The 16,380-nt window shown below is 38.5% G+C and carries 17 protein-coding genes, 2 pseudogenes and 2 riboswitches; of the genes and pseudogenes, 4 read left to right on the forward strand and 15 right to left on the reverse strand.

Features of this window, described 5'->3' with window-relative positions:
• Positions 1 to 177: 177 nt before the first annotated feature.
• The 4 genes and pseudogenes from MHH44_RS13200 to MHH44_RS13215 all read right to left on the reverse strand — a co-directional run.
• Positions 178 to 738, reverse strand: a pseudogene (locus MHH44_RS13200) (vitamin B12-dependent ribonucleotide reductase); the annotation flags it as partial.
• Positions 739 to 795: 57 nt separating this feature from the next.
• Positions 796 to 1,731, reverse strand: a complete 936-nt coding sequence (locus MHH44_RS13205; protein WP_008404338.1) for a hypothetical protein — start codon at positions 1,729 to 1,731, stop codon at positions 796 to 798.
• 202 nt (positions 1,732 to 1,933) lie between these two features.
• Positions 1,934 to 3,364, reverse strand: a pseudogene (locus MHH44_RS13210) (vitamin B12-dependent ribonucleotide reductase); the annotation flags it as partial.
• Between the two features lie 263 nt (positions 3,365 to 3,627).
• Positions 3,628 to 4,407 carry a lipoate--protein ligase family protein gene (locus tag MHH44_RS13215; RefSeq protein ID WP_269764165.1) on the reverse strand — a complete coding sequence of 260 codons (780 nt, stop codon included), beginning with the start codon at positions 4,405 to 4,407 and terminating at the stop codon, positions 3,628 to 3,630.
• Between the two features lie 153 nt (positions 4,408 to 4,560).
• Between MHH44_RS13215 and MHH44_RS13220 the strand changes: the two genes are divergently transcribed.
• Positions 4,561 to 4,944, forward strand: a complete 384-nt coding sequence (locus MHH44_RS13220) for a rhodanese-like domain-containing protein (protein WP_008404344.1) — start codon at positions 4,561 to 4,563, stop codon at positions 4,942 to 4,944.
• Between the two features lie 172 nt (positions 4,945 to 5,116).
• Here MHH44_RS13220 and gcvPB read toward each other — a convergent pair whose 3' ends face one another.
• From gcvPB to comGA, 10 genes are all read right to left on the reverse strand, one after another.
• The gene (gene gcvPB / locus MHH44_RS13225; RefSeq protein WP_008404345.1) at positions 5,117 to 6,598 is read right to left on the reverse strand and encodes an aminomethyl-transferring glycine dehydrogenase subunit GcvPB; all 1,482 of its coding nucleotides are present in this window, start codon (positions 6,596 to 6,598) and stop codon (positions 5,117 to 5,119) included.
• On the reverse strand, positions 6,591 to 7,937 hold the full coding sequence (gene gcvPA / locus MHH44_RS13230) for an aminomethyl-transferring glycine dehydrogenase subunit GcvPA (RefSeq protein WP_008404347.1): 1,347 nt from the start codon (positions 7,935 to 7,937) through the stop codon (positions 6,591 to 6,593). The genes gcvPB and gcvPA overlap by 8 nt, the downstream gene beginning before the upstream one ends.
• A 59-nt stretch (positions 7,938 to 7,996) precedes the next feature.
• A complete protein-coding gene (gcvT, locus tag MHH44_RS13235) occupies positions 7,997 to 9,106 on the reverse strand; it encodes a glycine cleavage system aminomethyltransferase GcvT (RefSeq protein WP_008404348.1) in 1,110 nt (369 codons plus the stop codon).
• A 163-nt stretch (positions 9,107 to 9,269) separates the two neighbouring features.
• Positions 9,270 to 9,378, reverse strand: a riboswitch (glycine riboswitch).
• A 3-nt stretch (positions 9,379 to 9,381) separates the two neighbouring features.
• Positions 9,382 to 9,474: riboswitch (glycine riboswitch) on the reverse strand.
• Between the two features lie 126 nt (positions 9,475 to 9,600).
• Complete coding sequence (locus MHH44_RS13240; protein ID WP_008404350.1) at positions 9,601 to 10,113, reverse strand: shikimate kinase; 513 nt, start codon at positions 10,111 to 10,113, stop codon at positions 9,601 to 9,603.
• Positions 10,114 to 10,422: 309 nt separating this feature from the next.
• On the reverse strand, positions 10,423 to 10,878 hold the full coding sequence (comGF, locus tag MHH44_RS13245; protein WP_008404354.1) for a competence type IV pilus minor pilin ComGF: 456 nt from the start codon (positions 10,876 to 10,878) through the stop codon (positions 10,423 to 10,425).
• The gene (locus tag MHH44_RS13250; protein ID WP_008404355.1) at positions 10,875 to 11,168 is read right to left on the reverse strand and encodes a type II secretion system protein; all 294 of its coding nucleotides are present in this window, start codon (positions 11,166 to 11,168) and stop codon (positions 10,875 to 10,877) included. Before MHH44_RS13250 ends, comGF begins: the two co-directional genes overlap by 4 nt.
• The gene (locus MHH44_RS21215) at positions 11,077 to 11,628 is read right to left on the reverse strand and encodes a prepilin-type N-terminal cleavage/methylation domain-containing protein (RefSeq protein ID WP_081502359.1); all 552 of its coding nucleotides are present in this window, start codon (positions 11,626 to 11,628) and stop codon (positions 11,077 to 11,079) included. The genes MHH44_RS13250 and MHH44_RS21215 overlap by 92 nt, the downstream gene beginning before the upstream one ends.
• A gap of 2 nt (positions 11,629 to 11,630) precedes the next feature.
• Positions 11,631 to 11,945 (reverse strand): competence type IV pilus major pilin ComGC, encoded by a 315-nt coding sequence (gene comGC, locus MHH44_RS13255; RefSeq protein WP_008404357.1) that lies wholly within the window; start codon positions 11,943 to 11,945, stop codon positions 11,631 to 11,633.
• A gap of 15 nt (positions 11,946 to 11,960) precedes the next feature.
• The gene (gene comGB / locus MHH44_RS13260; RefSeq protein WP_340798824.1) at positions 11,961 to 13,034 is read right to left on the reverse strand and encodes a competence type IV pilus assembly protein ComGB; all 1,074 of its coding nucleotides are present in this window, start codon (positions 13,032 to 13,034) and stop codon (positions 11,961 to 11,963) included.
• Positions 13,015 to 14,031 carry a competence type IV pilus ATPase ComGA gene (gene comGA / locus MHH44_RS13265; protein ID WP_340798825.1) on the reverse strand — a complete coding sequence of 339 codons (1,017 nt, stop codon included), beginning with the start codon at positions 14,029 to 14,031 and terminating at the stop codon, positions 13,015 to 13,017. The genes comGB and comGA overlap by 20 nt, the downstream gene beginning before the upstream one ends.
• Before the next feature lie 182 nt (positions 14,032 to 14,213).
• On the opposite strand from comGA, the gene MHH44_RS13270 reads away from it, so the two are divergent.
• Both MHH44_RS13270 and MHH44_RS13275 read left to right on the forward strand, forming a co-directional pair.
• Positions 14,214 to 14,912 (forward strand): helix-turn-helix transcriptional regulator, encoded by a 699-nt coding sequence (locus MHH44_RS13270; protein WP_008404361.1) that lies wholly within the window; start codon positions 14,214 to 14,216, stop codon positions 14,910 to 14,912.
• A 117-nt stretch (positions 14,913 to 15,029) separates the two neighbouring features.
• Positions 15,030 to 15,272, forward strand: coding sequence for a DUF2626 family protein (locus MHH44_RS13275; protein ID WP_008404362.1), 243 nt, complete (start codon positions 15,030 to 15,032; stop codon positions 15,270 to 15,272).
• A gap of 55 nt (positions 15,273 to 15,327) precedes the next feature.
• Here the strand turns inward: MHH44_RS13275 and MHH44_RS13280 are convergent, their stop codons facing one another.
• The gene (locus MHH44_RS13280) at positions 15,328 to 15,972 is read right to left on the reverse strand and encodes an MBL fold metallo-hydrolase (protein WP_008404363.1); all 645 of its coding nucleotides are present in this window, start codon (positions 15,970 to 15,972) and stop codon (positions 15,328 to 15,330) included.
• 172 nt (positions 15,973 to 16,144) lie between these two features.
• On the opposite strand from MHH44_RS13280, the gene MHH44_RS13285 reads away from it, so the two are divergent.
• Complete coding sequence (locus MHH44_RS13285; RefSeq protein ID WP_008404364.1) at positions 16,145 to 16,321, forward strand: DUF2759 domain-containing protein; 177 nt, start codon at positions 16,145 to 16,147, stop codon at positions 16,319 to 16,321.
• Positions 16,322 to 16,380 lie beyond the last annotated feature (59 nt).

Genomic DNA, 16,380 nt, shown 5'->3' on the forward strand with positions numbered 1-16,380 from the left:
AACGAGTGTTCGCAAAATAATGGTGCTCGGCGTGTAGTCGTTGAGGGGTCAGCCACGACTTCCCTGCGGATTGTCTGGTAGATAAATTCTTATCAACACTTTTACATTTTTACCTTTATGGTGCTGGCAAAGCTAGGTAGTAAAAGATACGCCAGGGTTTCCCGCATATAGCCAAGTTTACGCTACATTTTTACAAATGTACGGGGCAACTTGTTTACCCGTAGGTGCAACCGTCAATAAATGCGAATTACGAATACCGTTTGCCACAATATTTTCGCGAATATGCTGTGGCATTTTTTTCATGAAGCCTGTGTTAATAAATGCTTCACGCAAACGTGCTGTTTCTGCTTCTGTCTGTCCTTCAAGGAATGGGAAGCTGCCGCGCTCTGTAGCCAGTTCAACCGACTCTTCATACGCTGCAACCGCAATTGTCTTGAAGATTTCATCGACTAGCGCATTACCTTCTTCAGAACCGTACTCTTTTTCACAGTAAATCAATAGATCGGCAAGGCCCATTACACCAAGCCCAACTCGACGTTCACCAAGTGCCTGCTTTTTGTTCTCTTCCAGGAAGTACGGTGTTGCATCGATAACATTATCCTGCATACGTACGCCAACTTTGACCGTTTTGCGCAATGAATCAAAATCAACTGTTTTCGTTTCTTTGTTTGCAAACTTCGCCAAGTTAACGGCAGCCAAGTTACAAACGGAATATGGTGCTAATGGTTGTTCCAAATTTTTGTTAACCCCTAGGCTTTTTATCCTAAGGTTCTTACACTTGTCATTCGTGCAAGTTCAGCATACATTTTCATTGCAAATACTCTTCATAAACTTAAGTAACTCTTTTCTACCGCAATCTTTTCCAAAAATAGCTTTAGAAATAATTCTTAAATCTTTAATCCCATATTTTAATTCAATTTCTCTTAGTAGTGGATCTATCGTTGGCTTAATTTTATTAAAAGGTGTTTTTTCAACAATTTCATTATTTTCAATTGTCCAGGCGATAACATACTTTTTAATTTCTTGATGCAATAATAACTGCTTGTTTATTGATGCTTCTGTTGCTAATTTAATTGCTACAGATCCTGAACATGTTCTACTGCAATATTTTTGTATTGATGTTTCAAGTGCAATAAATGGTTTGTTACAATGTAAGCATTCTCTTTCAACCCTTCGAACTTTAATAAATCCTTTTTTCATACCACTTTTTTTCAAACCTTCAATCATTTTCAGTTTTGAGATACTATCAGTTTCCCACAACAACTTGGTATGTGCTCCAATCTTCTTCTTAGTAGAATCATTGTGCTTCATCTGATAATGTCCATTTAAAGCTCCAAATGCAGCTTTATTAATAGTTGTATGATCTGAGTTGATCCATTCTGTAATGACTGAGTTAAGAGAAAAAGGTAAGGGTTTATACAGTTCTAAAAGTTCTTTATATGAGATTACATCAACATCGTAGCCATACTGTTCACTAATAATTTTCAAGTCAGTTTTTGCCTGTTCAATTGCTTTTTTATTTCTCGATTTTATTTCCACTATTTTCTTTATTGAATTATTTGGATTTAAGATAAAAAAATCTGGTTTATAAAGTTTATATCCTAAATTAAATACTTGTATTTCAAATTCCCATTTTATTTTATAAAAATCAAGATATTTTGCATAAGCATATTCATAGGAACTTCTCAAATATACATTTTTATAAAATCCAGCATAGCCTCTATTAGCCATAACTTCACCTCATAAATATATTTGAGTCAAAAGATTTAATTTAGTGCAATGTCGCGGTCTCGTGGATAGATTATATTCTCAAATGATGAGGTTCACTATCTATGCGTTGCCCCTGACGAACATTTTACAATTCGTCTTCGGTTCGGATTAGCATTTCAGCCTTCCCGCTTCATCCCGCGATGTTTAACGTGAGGCGAACTCCACCACACGGATTTGTCGCAACAACTTTCTGACCGTACGCTTTTGCGTTTGTCATATCGTTTGCGTTATCAATGAAGAAAATACCCGGTTCTGCTGCATATGTTGCGCAGACGTTGATTAAATTCCACAGTTCTTTTGCTTTGATTGTGCGATACGTTCGAACTGGGTAACCAAGTTTCTCCCATTCACGAACGTCACCGACTTCATGCCATTTCTCGTTGTAATCGAGCATTTGTGCAGGTGTGTAGTTTTCTACATCCGGGAAGCGTAATTCGAAGTCCTCATCGTTTTCCACAGCATTCATAAACTCTTTCGTTAATGTAACCGAAATATTTGCACCTGTTAAGAAATCCGGATTATGGACTGAGTACGTTCCGCCATCGCGTAGCTTCGTTTCAGCGTCACGAATAATCGCTTCGTTAAATCCGCCAAAACCTTCAATATTTTTATAGTTCACAATGCCTTGATACATCGCATCTTCCTGCTGTGTTAAAGGCTTGAATTTCAATTTTTCTTTTGCTAGACGAATAATTGATTCATCTTCTGTATTCTCGATTAAGTAACGGAGAATACGTGGATTTTGCATTTTTGAAATGATAAATTCCACAATATCCGGATGCCAATCTGCCAGCATAATCATTTGAGCACCTCGGCGACTCCCACCTTGCTCAACAAGATGTGTCAGCTTGGCAATATCGTCAAGCCAGCTTACAGATCCGCTTGATTTACCGTTTACACCGCGCGCCAATGTGTTGCGCGGGCGAAGTGTCGATCCGTTCGTCCCAACTCCACCGCCCCGGCTCATAATTTCCATTACCTGCTTACGGTGATCACTAATGCCTTCACGCGAATCAGCGACAAATGGCATTACATAACAGTTGAAAAATGTTACTTCTGTTTCCGAACCTGCCCCATAAATTACACGGCCTGCAGGGATAAAATTCATTGACACAAGCTCTTCATAAAACTTTCCGAACCATTCTTTGCGCTTTTCTTCTGTTTTCTCAACTGAAGCTAAGCCTGTTGCATTACGTTTTGCAATTTGCTCATAAAAAATTTCGAGCGGCTTCTCAATAATATCCAATGAGCGTTCAATAATACCCGTCTCTTGTTCTTCGCCTTCCAATACATGACGGTAATCTTCATCAATTTTAATAAGAGCGGTATTCTTTTCCGGATTAATCGAATGAATAATGCCAAGTCCACGCGCCGGGAATTTCGGATCTTGTTTCACTGTCAAAACAACAAAATCCCCCGTTTTTAATGTTTTCTTTTCCGTATCTTTAAAAGAATAACGGTCAATCATAACAAGACGTGATACACCTTTATGCGTAATATGCATATCCGGTGTAATCGGGTGCACTTGAGGAAATTGCTCAATATCTTGATTTAATTGATTGACTTGGATGGATTGTTCTAAAACACTTGCCACCGCGTAAGCCCCCCTTTGGACGATTTAATAATTTTAAGATTCCCTTCACGAATGTAAACTAAACACATTTTATACCATATATTGTGCTTATTTCTTAAATACCATTCTATATGTTGGGTTATATAATTACACTTAAAAAAGATTACAATAAATCTTTTTTTCAAACAAGGGGTTGATTTTTTTTAGTTTTTGTTAAATCCACCTATACCAACGTTTCGGGTATAAAAATTTTTTTATAAAAAATCAAAACACACGTTCGCAATCTATTTTTTGAAATTCCATTCATCTGTTAAATATTTATTTTGCATTAATTGTTCTACATATTGTGTTTGCTGCTCCGTTAATTCATAAGGAATCAGTTCTATATCCAAAGCTATCTCAAACCCTTTAGAAAATGCATTCACACATTGCTCGATTGTAAATGGCGTATCGACAAACTGATTCATCGCAACGGCTTTCTCGGGTAATTTTTTCCGCATTTTTTCTTTAGCTTCGGCTGTAGCAAAATTAAACACTGAAAGTAGCAGCTCTTCGTTCAGGTCCAATAAAATGGCTCCATGCTGCAAAATTACGCCTTTTTGACGTGTTTGTGCACTGCCCGCTACTTTTTTCCCTTCAACTACTAGCTCATACCAGCTTGGTGCATCAAAACAAACCGCGCTTTTCGGTTTCTTTAAATCATCCAGTTGTTCTTTCGTCTCCGGCACACTAAAATAAGCGTCCAACCCTAATAGGCGGAACCCTTGTAAAATTCCTTCGCTAATGACACGGTACGCCTCTGTAACAGTCTCAGGCATATTCGGGTAGCTCTCTGTCACAATCACTGAATATGTAAGCTCCTGGTCATGTAAAACAGCACGTCCGCCTGTAGGACGACGAATGAAACCTAAATTTTGCTTTTTTACGGCTTCTAAATTAATATCTTTATGTACTTGCTGAAAATAACCGATTGATAATGTTGCAGGATTCCACTCGTAAAAACGAATAACCGGCGGGATTTCCCCTTGGCTATGCCAATCTAGTAACGCTTCATCTAATGCCATGTTATAGGCTGGGCTGCATGGCCCCGAATTTATAAAATACCATTGTTTTTTCACAATTTCTCGCCTCCACCAATTCATTTTAACAAACTCGCTCGACTAACTCTAGTTCATCTCTTATAATAGTAAGTACAGAAAGAAAGGGGCAATATCGCAGTGACAATTTTATATACGATACTAATAATTTTAGTAGTCATCGTTGCTTACGTAGTAATCAACTCTATGCGCTTAAAAAAATCCGTTACAAATTTAACACAGGAGCAATTTATCGAAGGCTACCGTAAAGCCCAATTAATCGATTTACGCGAACCTAAAGAATTTGAAGCAGGACATATTTTAGGTGCACGAAACATTCCGATGACGCAGCTTAATACACGTCATAAAGAAATCCGACCAGACCTGCCTGTATACCTTTACTGCCAAAACTCTGGCCGTAGTGCACGAGCAGCGCTGACATTAAAGAAAAAAGGCTATAGCCAACTGTATCAGTTACAAGGCGGATTCAAAACTTGGACAGGTAAAGTTAAATCGAAAAACTAATCTTAAAAGTTCTCTACAGTGTAGAGGGCTTTTTAATTTTCACTCACCGGCAGTATCGTTCATAATTATCTGTTTTTCAGTAGTTTCTTCTATTATATACTGACACGTTAGAAGTCTAACCTTATTCAAAGAAAAAAGGTCAGAAAACAGCTCTGACCTTTTTTGTCACAATTTATGAAATTGTGACTTCTTCTTTTTTAGTATAACGTAACACCGGTGTACGGGCAGCACGTGTTTCGTCTAAACGGCTGATTACTGTAGTATGCGGTGCTTCTTGAACGATCGATGGGTTATCGATTGTTTCTTGAGCAATTTGAATCATTGCATCACAGAATGCATCCAATGTTTCTTTCGATTCTGTTTCTGTTGGTTCGATCATAATCCCCTCTTCCACGTTTAACGGGAAGTAAACTGTTGGTGGATGGTAGCCAAAGTCAAGAAGGCGTTTTGCGATATCCAATGTACGAACACCTAATTTTTTCTGACGACGGCCTGATAACACGAATTCGTGCTTACAGTGACGGTCATACGGTAAATCAAAGTGCTCTTCCAAGCGGCGCATCATATAGTTTGCATTTAATACAGCATATTCTGTTACAGCCTTTAAGCCATCTGGACCCATTGAACGGATATACGTATATGCACGGACATTAATGCCGAAGTTTCCGTAGTATGGTTTCACACGACCGATTGATTGTGGACGGTTATAGTCGAAGTGGAACGTGCCATCCTCTTTTTTCACTAGCACCGGCTTCGGCAGGAATGGAATTAAATCCGCTTTTACTCCTACAGGACCTGAACCCGGACCACCGCCACCGTGTGGACCTGTAAATGTTTTGTGTAAGTTTAGGTGAACACAGTCAAAGCCCATATCGCCAGGACGTGCTTTGCTCATAACAGCGTTTAAGTTCGCGCCGTCATAGTAAACTTTACCGCCGACACCGTGCACGATTTCAGCCATCTCTAATATGTTTTCTTCAAATAAACCTAAAGTGTTCGGGTTTGTCAGCATTAATGCTGCTGTATCCGGACCGACAACACGGCGTAAATCTTCAAGATCCACTAAGCCGTCATCACCTGATTTAATTGTGATTGTTTCAAAGCCTGCAACTGTAGCAGAAGCCGGGTTTGTACCGTGCGCCGAATCCGGTACGATTACTTTGTTACGGTGACCTTCACCATTTGCCTCATGGAATGCACGGATCATCATTAATGCTGTCCATTCACCATGGGCGCCTGCTGCTGGCTGTAATGTTACTTCATCCATACCTGTAATTTCCTGAAGGGATGTTTGAAGATCATATAATAATTCCATTGCACCTTGTACTGTTGACTCATCCTGTAATGGGTGAACATTGGCAAAACCAGCGTAGCGTGCAACAGTTTCATTGATTTTCGGATTGTATTTCATCGTACATGAACCAAGCGGGTAGAACCCTGAGTCTACACCATGGTTACGGCGTGAAAGTGCTGTATAGTGACGCATAATATCTAATTCTGCAACTTCCGGCAGTTCAGCCGCTTCTTGACGTACTAACTCTTTTGGAAGCAGTTCTTCAAGATCAAAATCAGGAACATCCAATGGCTCTAAGTTGTAGCCGACACGACCTGGTTTTGTAATTTCGAAAATGAGTGATTGGTTTTCGTTATGCATTGTAAGCCCCCATTTCTGCAACTAATTGCTCGATTTCTTCTTTTGTACGGATTTCCGTAACAGCAATGAGTGCATGATTTTCTAATTCAGGATAAACACGACCTAAGTCAAAACCGCCGATAATGCCTTTTTCGATTAATGCTTTGTTTAGCTCTGTCACATTATGATTTGTCTTAACGACGATTTCGTTGAAGTGTGCCCCTTGATAAACAACTTCAAAACCAGCTGCTTCAAAGGCATTTTTAGCAAAGCGTGTCTTCACGATATTTTGTTTCGCCATTTCCTGCATACCTTGTTTTCCAAGAGCTGTCATTGCTACTGAAGAAGCAAGTGCAAGTAATGCCTGGTTAGAACAAATATTAGATGTCGCTTTGTCGCGACGGATGTGCTGCTCACGCGCTTGTAATGTTAATACATAACCACGGCGACCCTCTTGGTCTACTGTTTCCCCAACAAGACGGCCAGGTACTTTACGCATTAATTTATTCGTTACCGCGAAATAGCCACAGTGTGGACCACCGAATGCTTCAGCAATTCCGAATACTTGTGCATCCCCAACTGTAATATCGGCACCTAATTTTCCTGGAGGTGTTAATACTCCAAGAGCTAACGGGTTAGCAGATACGATAAACAATCCTTTTGCATCGTGTGTAATGTCTGCAAGTGGCTGTAAGTTTTCAATTTGACCAAAGAAGTTTGGATATTGAACAATAACACCGGCTGTTTGATCATCGATTAAGCCTTTTAATGCTTCGATGTCTGTCACACCGTCTTTTGCAGGAATAGTAACAACTTCAATTGATTGTCCTGTTGCATACATTTTCACAACATCGTGATATTCTGGATGGACAGTTCCTGAAACGAGTAATTTACCGCGACGTGTATGGCCTGCAGCAAGCATACCTGCTTCTGCCAATGCCGTACCGCCATCGTACATAGAAGAGTTTGCAATATCCATACCTGTCAGTTCCGCAATCATCGTTTGGAATTCAAAAATAGCTTGAAGTTCGCCTTGAGAAATTTCCGGCTGATAAGGTGTGTAGGCTGTATAAAACTCTGAACGTGAAATAACGTGATCGACAATTACCGGTTTATAGTGATTGTAGACTCCTGCACCTAAAAATGAGACATTACTTGCTGTATCTTTATTTTTTGAAGCAAGTTGTGCCAGTTCTTTCATTAAAGCGGCTTCAGACTTTGCAGGTTTAATATTGTAGCTTCCTTGGAAGCGAACTTTTTCAGGAATATCCTCGAAAAGTTCATCAATTGTCGCAACCCCGATACGGTCTAACATTTCTTGTTTATCTTGTTCCGTCATTGGTAAATAACGATGTTTCATTGTTAACCCTCTTTTCAAAAGTTTTATCCCGCAATTAACGGGTAGATTGAAGTTTCACTTTATTTTGCACGCTTGTAAAATGGTGTTTCTACTACAACTGCTTTTGCTCTATTTTTTCGTACTTCGATTTCTAATTCAGTTCCAACTTCCGTGAATTTTGCGTCAATTAAAGCTAAACCGATATTGCGCTTTGTCATTGGTGACTGAGTTCCTGTAGTTACAAAACCAATCTCTTCACCATCTTTAAATACTTTATAGCCATGGCGGGGAATACCTTTATCAATCATTTCGATACCTACAGATTTACGTGTTAGGCCATGTTCTTTTTGGTCAATTAATGCTTGCTGACCGATAAACTGCGGATCTTTCGCCAATTTCACGGCAAAGCCAATCCCTGCTTCAAGTGGTGAAATTTCTTTTGAAATCTCTTGGCCATATAATGGCAGGCAAGCTTCAAAGCGAAGTGTATCACGAGCGCCTAAACCGGCTGCTACTACACCTTGGTCTTTTCCTGCTTCCAAAATTTTGTTCCACAAGTCAACAATCGCTGCTGGAGCACCATAAATTTCAAATCCGTCTTCTCCCGTATAACCTGAGCGCGAGACAAGAACCGAATGTCCGCCTACTTCTACATTGTCCTGGAATTTAAAATATTTGATTGCCGTTAAGTCTGTTGCTGTTAATGTTTGCAGAACTTCCTGAGATAAAGGTCCTTGCAAAGCGATTTGAGCGTAGTCATCTGACAAATTTGCCACTTTGACATCCCCTTCGACATGCTGCTGTAACCACTTGAAGTCCTTTTCAATATTCGCTGCATTGACACATAGTAAATAGCGATTATCTTCCAAACGGTATGTCAGTAAATCGTCAACAACACCGCCATCTTCATAGCAAAGTGCACTATATTGCGCGCCGCCAATTGCAATTTTCGAAATATCATTGGAAAGCATCTTTTGTAAATAAACAAGTGCATCCGGACCTTCGACGATGATTTCCCCCATATGAGAAACATCAAAAAGTCCTGCACGATTACGTACCGCATCATGTTCATCTTTGATCGAAGAAAATTGTACAGGCAACTCCCAGCCGCCAAAATCAACTGTTTTCCCACCATACTTTGCATATTCATCAAAAAGTGGTGTGCGCTTTAGCTTTAATTCATTTGTCATGTTCATTTCCTCCTTTAATTATGTATGTTCGTTTTGCAATGCAAAGGGGAAAGCAACATTACACCTATCAAAAGTGTAAATCTATCTTTTTATTAGAATCATCAGAATATTAAAAGCCGATTTCTCCACAAAAAAAGACAGACGAATCCCCTTTAGCGAGATTCTCTGTCCTGGCACCTGAAAGTTACACCTGAATTTGATCCTCTATCACAATTTAGGCTTTCCCCTTTGGTGGCTGTTTGTAACAATAGCTATTACAGCACTCTCCAGAGTTGCGTCCAATACGAGTCTTTTTGCCTGAGAGATTCATAGCTTAGCTATTTGCTCCTTCGGCGACGTGACATCACGTTCTCTCCCCGTATCATCATCCGCGTTAGATTATTTACTTCATGTTATTGCTCTTCTTAGCAATATCCTAACATTGAATATAATGCAAACGCAATCTTTTTTTATTTTTATTCAAAATACGAACATTAAGTTTAATTATCGTAAAATCATTCGCCTTTAAGACGTTTTACTTGAAACCCGATGTACTCGACAATTTGTCTTAATGTTCTTCCGGCTGTGAGTACTTGTATATGGCCAGCTAGTCGATAACTCCTTCTGCGTTGGTGATACAGATTTTCCAATTCTTGTTCCGATGACGATTGAACAATAGGACGGTTTTTATCATTCCGAATCCGCATATAAATATCTTCAAATTTAGCATCAAGAAAAAATACGAGCCCTGTCTGGCGCATAATTCTCCTGTTTTCTTCATTGACGGCTACCCCACCGCCTGTAGCGATAATGCATGCTTCATCACGAAAATTCTTTAAAAATTCCGTCTCGATTTTTCGGAAGTGTGCTTCGCCGTATTTCTCAAAAATTTCAGGAATTGTCATACCCTGCTGACGTACAATTTCGTGATCCATATCGTAATACGGCATTTTCAAGAAAAAACTTAAACGTCTACCAATCGCACTTTTTCCGCAACCCATAAATCCTACTAAATAAATTTTACGCATGCTGTTCACCTTCTTCTAATTACGGACTACTTTATCAATTACACCTCTACCTATTCTTTCGTTTCCATTTTGCGTTTTAACACAAATATTTTTGTATCAAACAAAACCGCATGATGTGACATTTTTTCGACTTTGCAAAAAGAAGTCGAACTTTAAGGTAAATTTAGTATATTTATCGTAGCACGAACGTAAATAGATTCCAATGAATTATATACTTTTATTTGCGCAAAATATGCATTTGTATAGAAAACAGCAGCACCAGAAACGATGAACAATAAAAATACAGCCATTAAAAATAATGCACCCTTCTCATTCTGGAGGCAATGGCAATACGAGATCTCTTTCTCGCTTTGTTCCATTTTTCATCACTACCCTCATATTCACTTCATTTTCAACAATCGTCAGTTCCCATTCCTTAACAAAAGGCAGCATAATCTCATTTCCCCCTTTATTCGACCTTTTACGCAAATGCTCTTCTGACTTATCAAAGACAAACAACCGCTCCTCGGGATCATTTAACATTTCCAGTTGCAGCATATTAGAATTGAGTACCCTACCAGATGCGGAATTCATATTGTATTGGTGAAGATCATAAACGAACAATTCCCAGTTCACCTCATCTTTCATCTTCTCAAGCTGTTGAAGATCCCGAACCCATATGAGGATCAGCAGGCTAATTGCGGTAAAAAGCACAAACACGGTTAACTGAAACAAGCTTTCCAGTAGTGTAAACCCCCGCTCACTTAATGTTTGCTTGAAATTCATACACAAAGTTCCTCATCTTTTTCATTGTTGTCATAACGGACGCATACTCGGTGTCCGTCGTAATTCCATTGAAACTGCATGCCATCAATTTGTTGTGTACCGGCTGATTGACCATACCTTTTATACTTCATCGCTCCTATATAAGCCACTTCCGCTGCATGGGCTTGTATTTTTTGTATGGCAATTTGCTGTTTCATATTAAACGTGAGCGGTATCATTGTCGACGAGAGGAATAATAAAATGACGACTGCTAATAGTGTTTCTACAAGAGTTAGTCCTTCCTGGTTCATGAAAAACCTCCTTTTCCAAAATTCTGGCTTTCCCGATATTAATAGAATATTGATAGCTTTTATTCTCAAAATGATATGTCAGTCGTCCAAACGCCTGGACATTTCCTCTTGTATTAAATATCAGCCGGTTATTCGGAGTAGTTAAATACATATCTAGTGGCCGCGCTATTCTTTGATCGAAAACAATAGTAGAAGTATTGCGCTCTCTTACTTGAATCCGGTGACAATTAATAATTTCAAAGCTATGGTAGGTTCCGGTCTCAATGGATAGTAATTGTGTCATGCGTATTAACATCTCGTTTTGGCTCATCACTTGTTTTTCTGTATAATCCATTAACGGCTTTTGTGAAAAATACAGAATCGCTGAATTGACGACTAAAAAAATAAAGAGAACGATAAGCATTTCCAGTAGTGTAAAACCTTTTTCATCTGTTAACTGTGATTTAACTTTCTGCATCATGGTTACGTTTCGCTGTTCGCCGGTCCAACGACTTTTCCGTCCACAATTTTAATTTCAGTATTATCCGGACATCTTAAATCTTCTTCCACAATATAATCCTCTTCAATTAGATCTGTGACCGAAGACGGATATTCATTATGATTCAGTTTATATGCCTCTACCTGTCCTTGAAGCATCAAAATATAAGCATCACACCCTTTTTCATCAATTGATGCAAAGTGCTTTGAAACGTTTGGAATTGTGACTAATATTAAAATGGAGATGATTAATAAAACAACAAGCATTTCTACTAGCGTAAATCCTTTTTCATTCTTCATCTGTTCCACCCTTTCTTATATAAAATCAATGACATCATACATCGGAATTAAAATACTCAAATAGGCAGCAATAACACAAATGGCAATGATCACAAAAAGCAGCGGCTGAATAATTGCCAGTATTCGTTCAATTATCTTCTGTAGCTTTTCATCCAAAAGCTCACAATATAAAATAAGCTCCCGTCCTAATAAGCCGCTCGCCTCACCATGTGCAATAAAGTGCTCAAACTTCGGATAAAAGTAGCCGACGACTTCCACCGTCCGCTCCAAGGAATCGCCAATAAGAATGCGTTCTTGAAGTGAACCAGCAATATAGGCAATCTGCTTTTGGTGCTGTTGGGATTTTAAATGATCGAATGCCTTTTGGAGCGAGAAGCCAGCTAATAATAAATTGCCTAAATGGCGAGCAAACTGTCTCGTCAGAAAAAGTCGCCAAAAAAGGCCGATTAAAGGGAGCTTAAACAGTAGATGAAGCTGTAAATCGATTCGCTTCTTACGGATATAATAAACAAAAATGGAAAGAACAATGACCAGAACAATTCCAACTGCAATAATGTAGTCTGGCATATGGAGGAAAAACGTCGACCACTGAATGCTTGCGGACGATTCGCTATGGACGCGGGATGTAATAACAGAAGACATATTCGGCAGAAAGTATGTTCGAAAGGCTAAAAACAATATAATTAAAAATGTAAATAAAATGAGCGGATATGACATCACTTTTATTAGTTTCATTTTCGCCTGCTGTTGAAAAACGAGCTGTTTTGCGACAAGACCAATTGCTTCGCTTAGTTTGCCCGTCGCTTCTGCCAACTCAATAGATACTAAATATTGTGTATCAAGAGAAAGTAGCTGAAAAACTTGTGTTACACTACCACCCCCACGCAATATATTCGATATTTCCTGTTGGAGGGGCTCATATTGTTTTACATGATAGGGCAACAGCATTTCGATACTATGGGCAAATGTATAGCCTTCATTTAACAGTGTGGAAATTCGTTGGAGTAATGTAGGGAGCTCTGAGGACTTAATGACAGGTTTTTTAAATAAAGCAGCAGTTGCGGTATTTTTAAGGAGCGGTATATTCATAGTATTCTCCTAGAAGCTTTGCCCTTTGACCTGCCAATGTTTGATCAAACGGTAATGTAAAAGATCTATCTTGGATAATTGATTCAAAGGCAAGCTGTAATTGATCGTCAGTTAAAAATTCAAAAATCGCTTTATAGCCGTTAACCTCCGTTTCGATTAGCCGCTGTGAAACAACCGCTCTAAGCATCTGCCGCATCTCCTCAAGTGAAACCGATAAATCATGAAGCCGGTAAATACAGTTCACAGTATCCTTTGCATGTATCGTTGATATGACGAGGTGTCCGGAGAACGCTGCTTCTATGGCAACCTTTGCCGTTTCCCTGTCCCGAATCTCCCCTAACATAATAACTTCGGGAGAATGCCTTAAAATTGCTTTTAAACCTGCTGAATACGTCATTCCGGCTCGCTCATTCACTTGTATTTGCAATAGCTGCTCTTGTCTGCTTTCCACTGGATCCTCCAAAGATATGACGTGACGGGATAAATGCTGTGAACAATATTGGAGCAGTGAATATAACGTTGTCGTTTTGCCGGTTCCGGTCGCACCGCTAATCAGGATTAACCCGCTTTCAAGACTGGCCAATTGATACAGCTGTTCAACACTTTCCTGGAAATGACATAAAGTCTGTAAGGGGACGGTATAATTTTGACGTAATATTCGAACGGCTAAACTTTCTTTAAAGAAGCTGGAAGGTAATGTGGAAATACGGAACGCATACCTGGACTGGTCAATAAATTTTTGGAAGGAACCACTCTGAGGCTTTCTCTTTTCACTAATATCAAGCGAAGAAAGAAATTTAAAATAGGAAATCATACGGGTAGCGAGCTCTGTAGGAAGTTCATCTTCCTTTTCAAAACGGCCGTATTTTCTCATTAATAAATCATAGCACCCTTCTCTGGGGAGTAAATGAATGTCGGTCACATTAAGCTGCGCTGCATTAGATAAAAGCTCCAAACATTTTTGTTCAATGATTGATAATGGTTTAATCGAAATCACCCCTTTATTTAAGATGACTCCATTATAAATGGATTGTCTAGTATTTTATATAAAAACAGATAAAATTTCTTTTTAATAGGAATTTTCTTTCTATATCAACAAATTCACTAATAATTCATGTAGAATATTAGTTAAGCTAGCATTTTTAAATTTTAAATTTTTACCGTATTGGGGGTTTATATATGATTCATCCGATTAAAATTTCTAGCACTTTTGCCGATGAAACCCGGTTTTCCATTTATGAATTTATGTTACAGCAAAAGCAATTTTTATCCGTTCAAGATATTGCAGATCAATTTAAAATCCACTCCAATGTAGCACGCCTGCATTTAACGAAACTTGCAGAAATCGGTGCCATAACATCAGAACATTTAAAAACCGGAAAAGGCGGCCGACCTGGAAGAGTATATAAAGCAAAGCAAGAAGGAATCAATTTAAGTATTCCTCGACGCGAGCCATCTTCATTAGTTAAATGGTCACTTGAACTTATTCGCGAGCTTGGTGAAGATGCTCTGAGTAAAGCACAGGAAATCAGTTACCGTGACGGAAAACAATCGATGCTTGAACAAATGAATTCACATAAACGAAAATCTCCCTATACATTTGATGAGAAATTGGCCATGTTAACTAAAAGTGCGACATTAATAGGTTATATACCGGAAGTTATTGAAGATAATCAATCCAAATCCATTATATTCTCACTTTTCAACTGTCCCTTCCAGGAACAGTTAATGAACTACGGAGAAATTGTATGCCAACTCCATGAATCCTTTTTGTATGGACAAGTTGATACACTGTTTGAAAGTCATGAAATTACAAAAATAGAAAGTATGGTACATGACTGTGACTTCTGTAAATACAAAATTTCCGTTCACAATTAATGGAAAAATTATTCATTTGTCACAACTCTTCCATATCTCGCAGTTTACATTATCCAGAAACTTGATTTATAATGAATGAGAGACTATTCTATTTTTTTAGAAAAGGAGGGATATTTCATGAGCAATATGTATAAAGTTATGGCATTCTGGACTGCTATTTTTGCCGTTATGTTCTACCTTGGAGGTATGAACGAGGTTTCGCTATTATTCGTAGGTAATACAGGTTTATTTTTATTATTAGGCTTCTTAAATCTTTCAGAACGCATGTACATGTACATTTTTGGCGCATACTTAACTGTTTTCTTCGCCGGTTTCACCTATTACACAACATTCATACACACTCCAGGTGGCGGACATTAAAAAACGACACGCTCTTCAATCGAGAGCGGTCGTTTTTTCATTTACATAGGGATAATTAAAAGCCATTTAAAAACGGGTTGGAATCCATTTCAGCAGCTGGTGTCGTATAATCACCATGCCCCGGATATATAATTGTATCTTCCGGTAATGATAATAGCTTATCGTGAATCGATTTTAGCAAGACATTCATGGAACCACCGATCAAATCAGTACGTCCAATGCTTTGTTCAAATAATGTATCGCCTACAATCGCAAAAGCATCATCTTTGAAAATAAAGGATACACTTCCCGGAGAATGTCCTGGTGTATGGGCTACCGTAAAGGTAAACGCACCGATAGTCATTTCTCCTTCTTTTCGGATAATATGTTCTCCATCGGGTTTTTTAACAATATAATTTGGCAATTCCGCATATTTGCCCGAACCATTTTTCATTGGATCAGCAAGCCATTCCACTTCTTTTTCATGTACATACAGCGGAATATTATATATTGCCCGTACCGCATCCACTCCACCGATATGATCAAAATGGGTATGGGTTAATAAAATCGCTAATGGATTCAAGCCATTTTTACGTAATTCATTTACAATACGTGCCCCTTCTTCACCTGGATCAAAAATTAAACAGTCTTTTTCTTTATTGCTTACAATATAGCAATTAGTTTGTATCGGTCCAAGACTATATTTTCTAACATTTAACATGGATTATCACCTCAGTTTCCATTATACATTTTTTCAATCGTTCTGATAGAGAAAGTTATCGTTCAAACAAACGCCACTTTTAGTTCTCGACAAACGATTTGGAAACCTTTACAATAAAAGAGGAATATTGTTGAGACATTTTTTGGAATGTTGAAAGGAGTGTCAATTTTTTATGAACTTATTAATGGTTATTTTTGGTTTAGTTGCAATTTTTGGCGTAATTGGCATATTCCAATCAATCAAAGAGAAAAACCTTTTAGCTGCTGCTTTTAACGCTTTAGCTGCAGGTGTTTTCGGTTGGTTCGTCATTATGACGGTTTTAAATCAAGGCTATCCACCAACCCACTAATTGCAACCAAAAAACGTATTGCTACACTAGCAATACGTTTTTTATATGAAGAAAAAAAG

The sequence above is a fragment of the Solibacillus sp. FSL K6-1126 genome (assembly GCF_038003445.1).
Classification (GTDB): domain Bacteria; phylum Bacillota; class Bacilli; order Bacillales_A; family Planococcaceae; genus Solibacillus; species Solibacillus silvestris.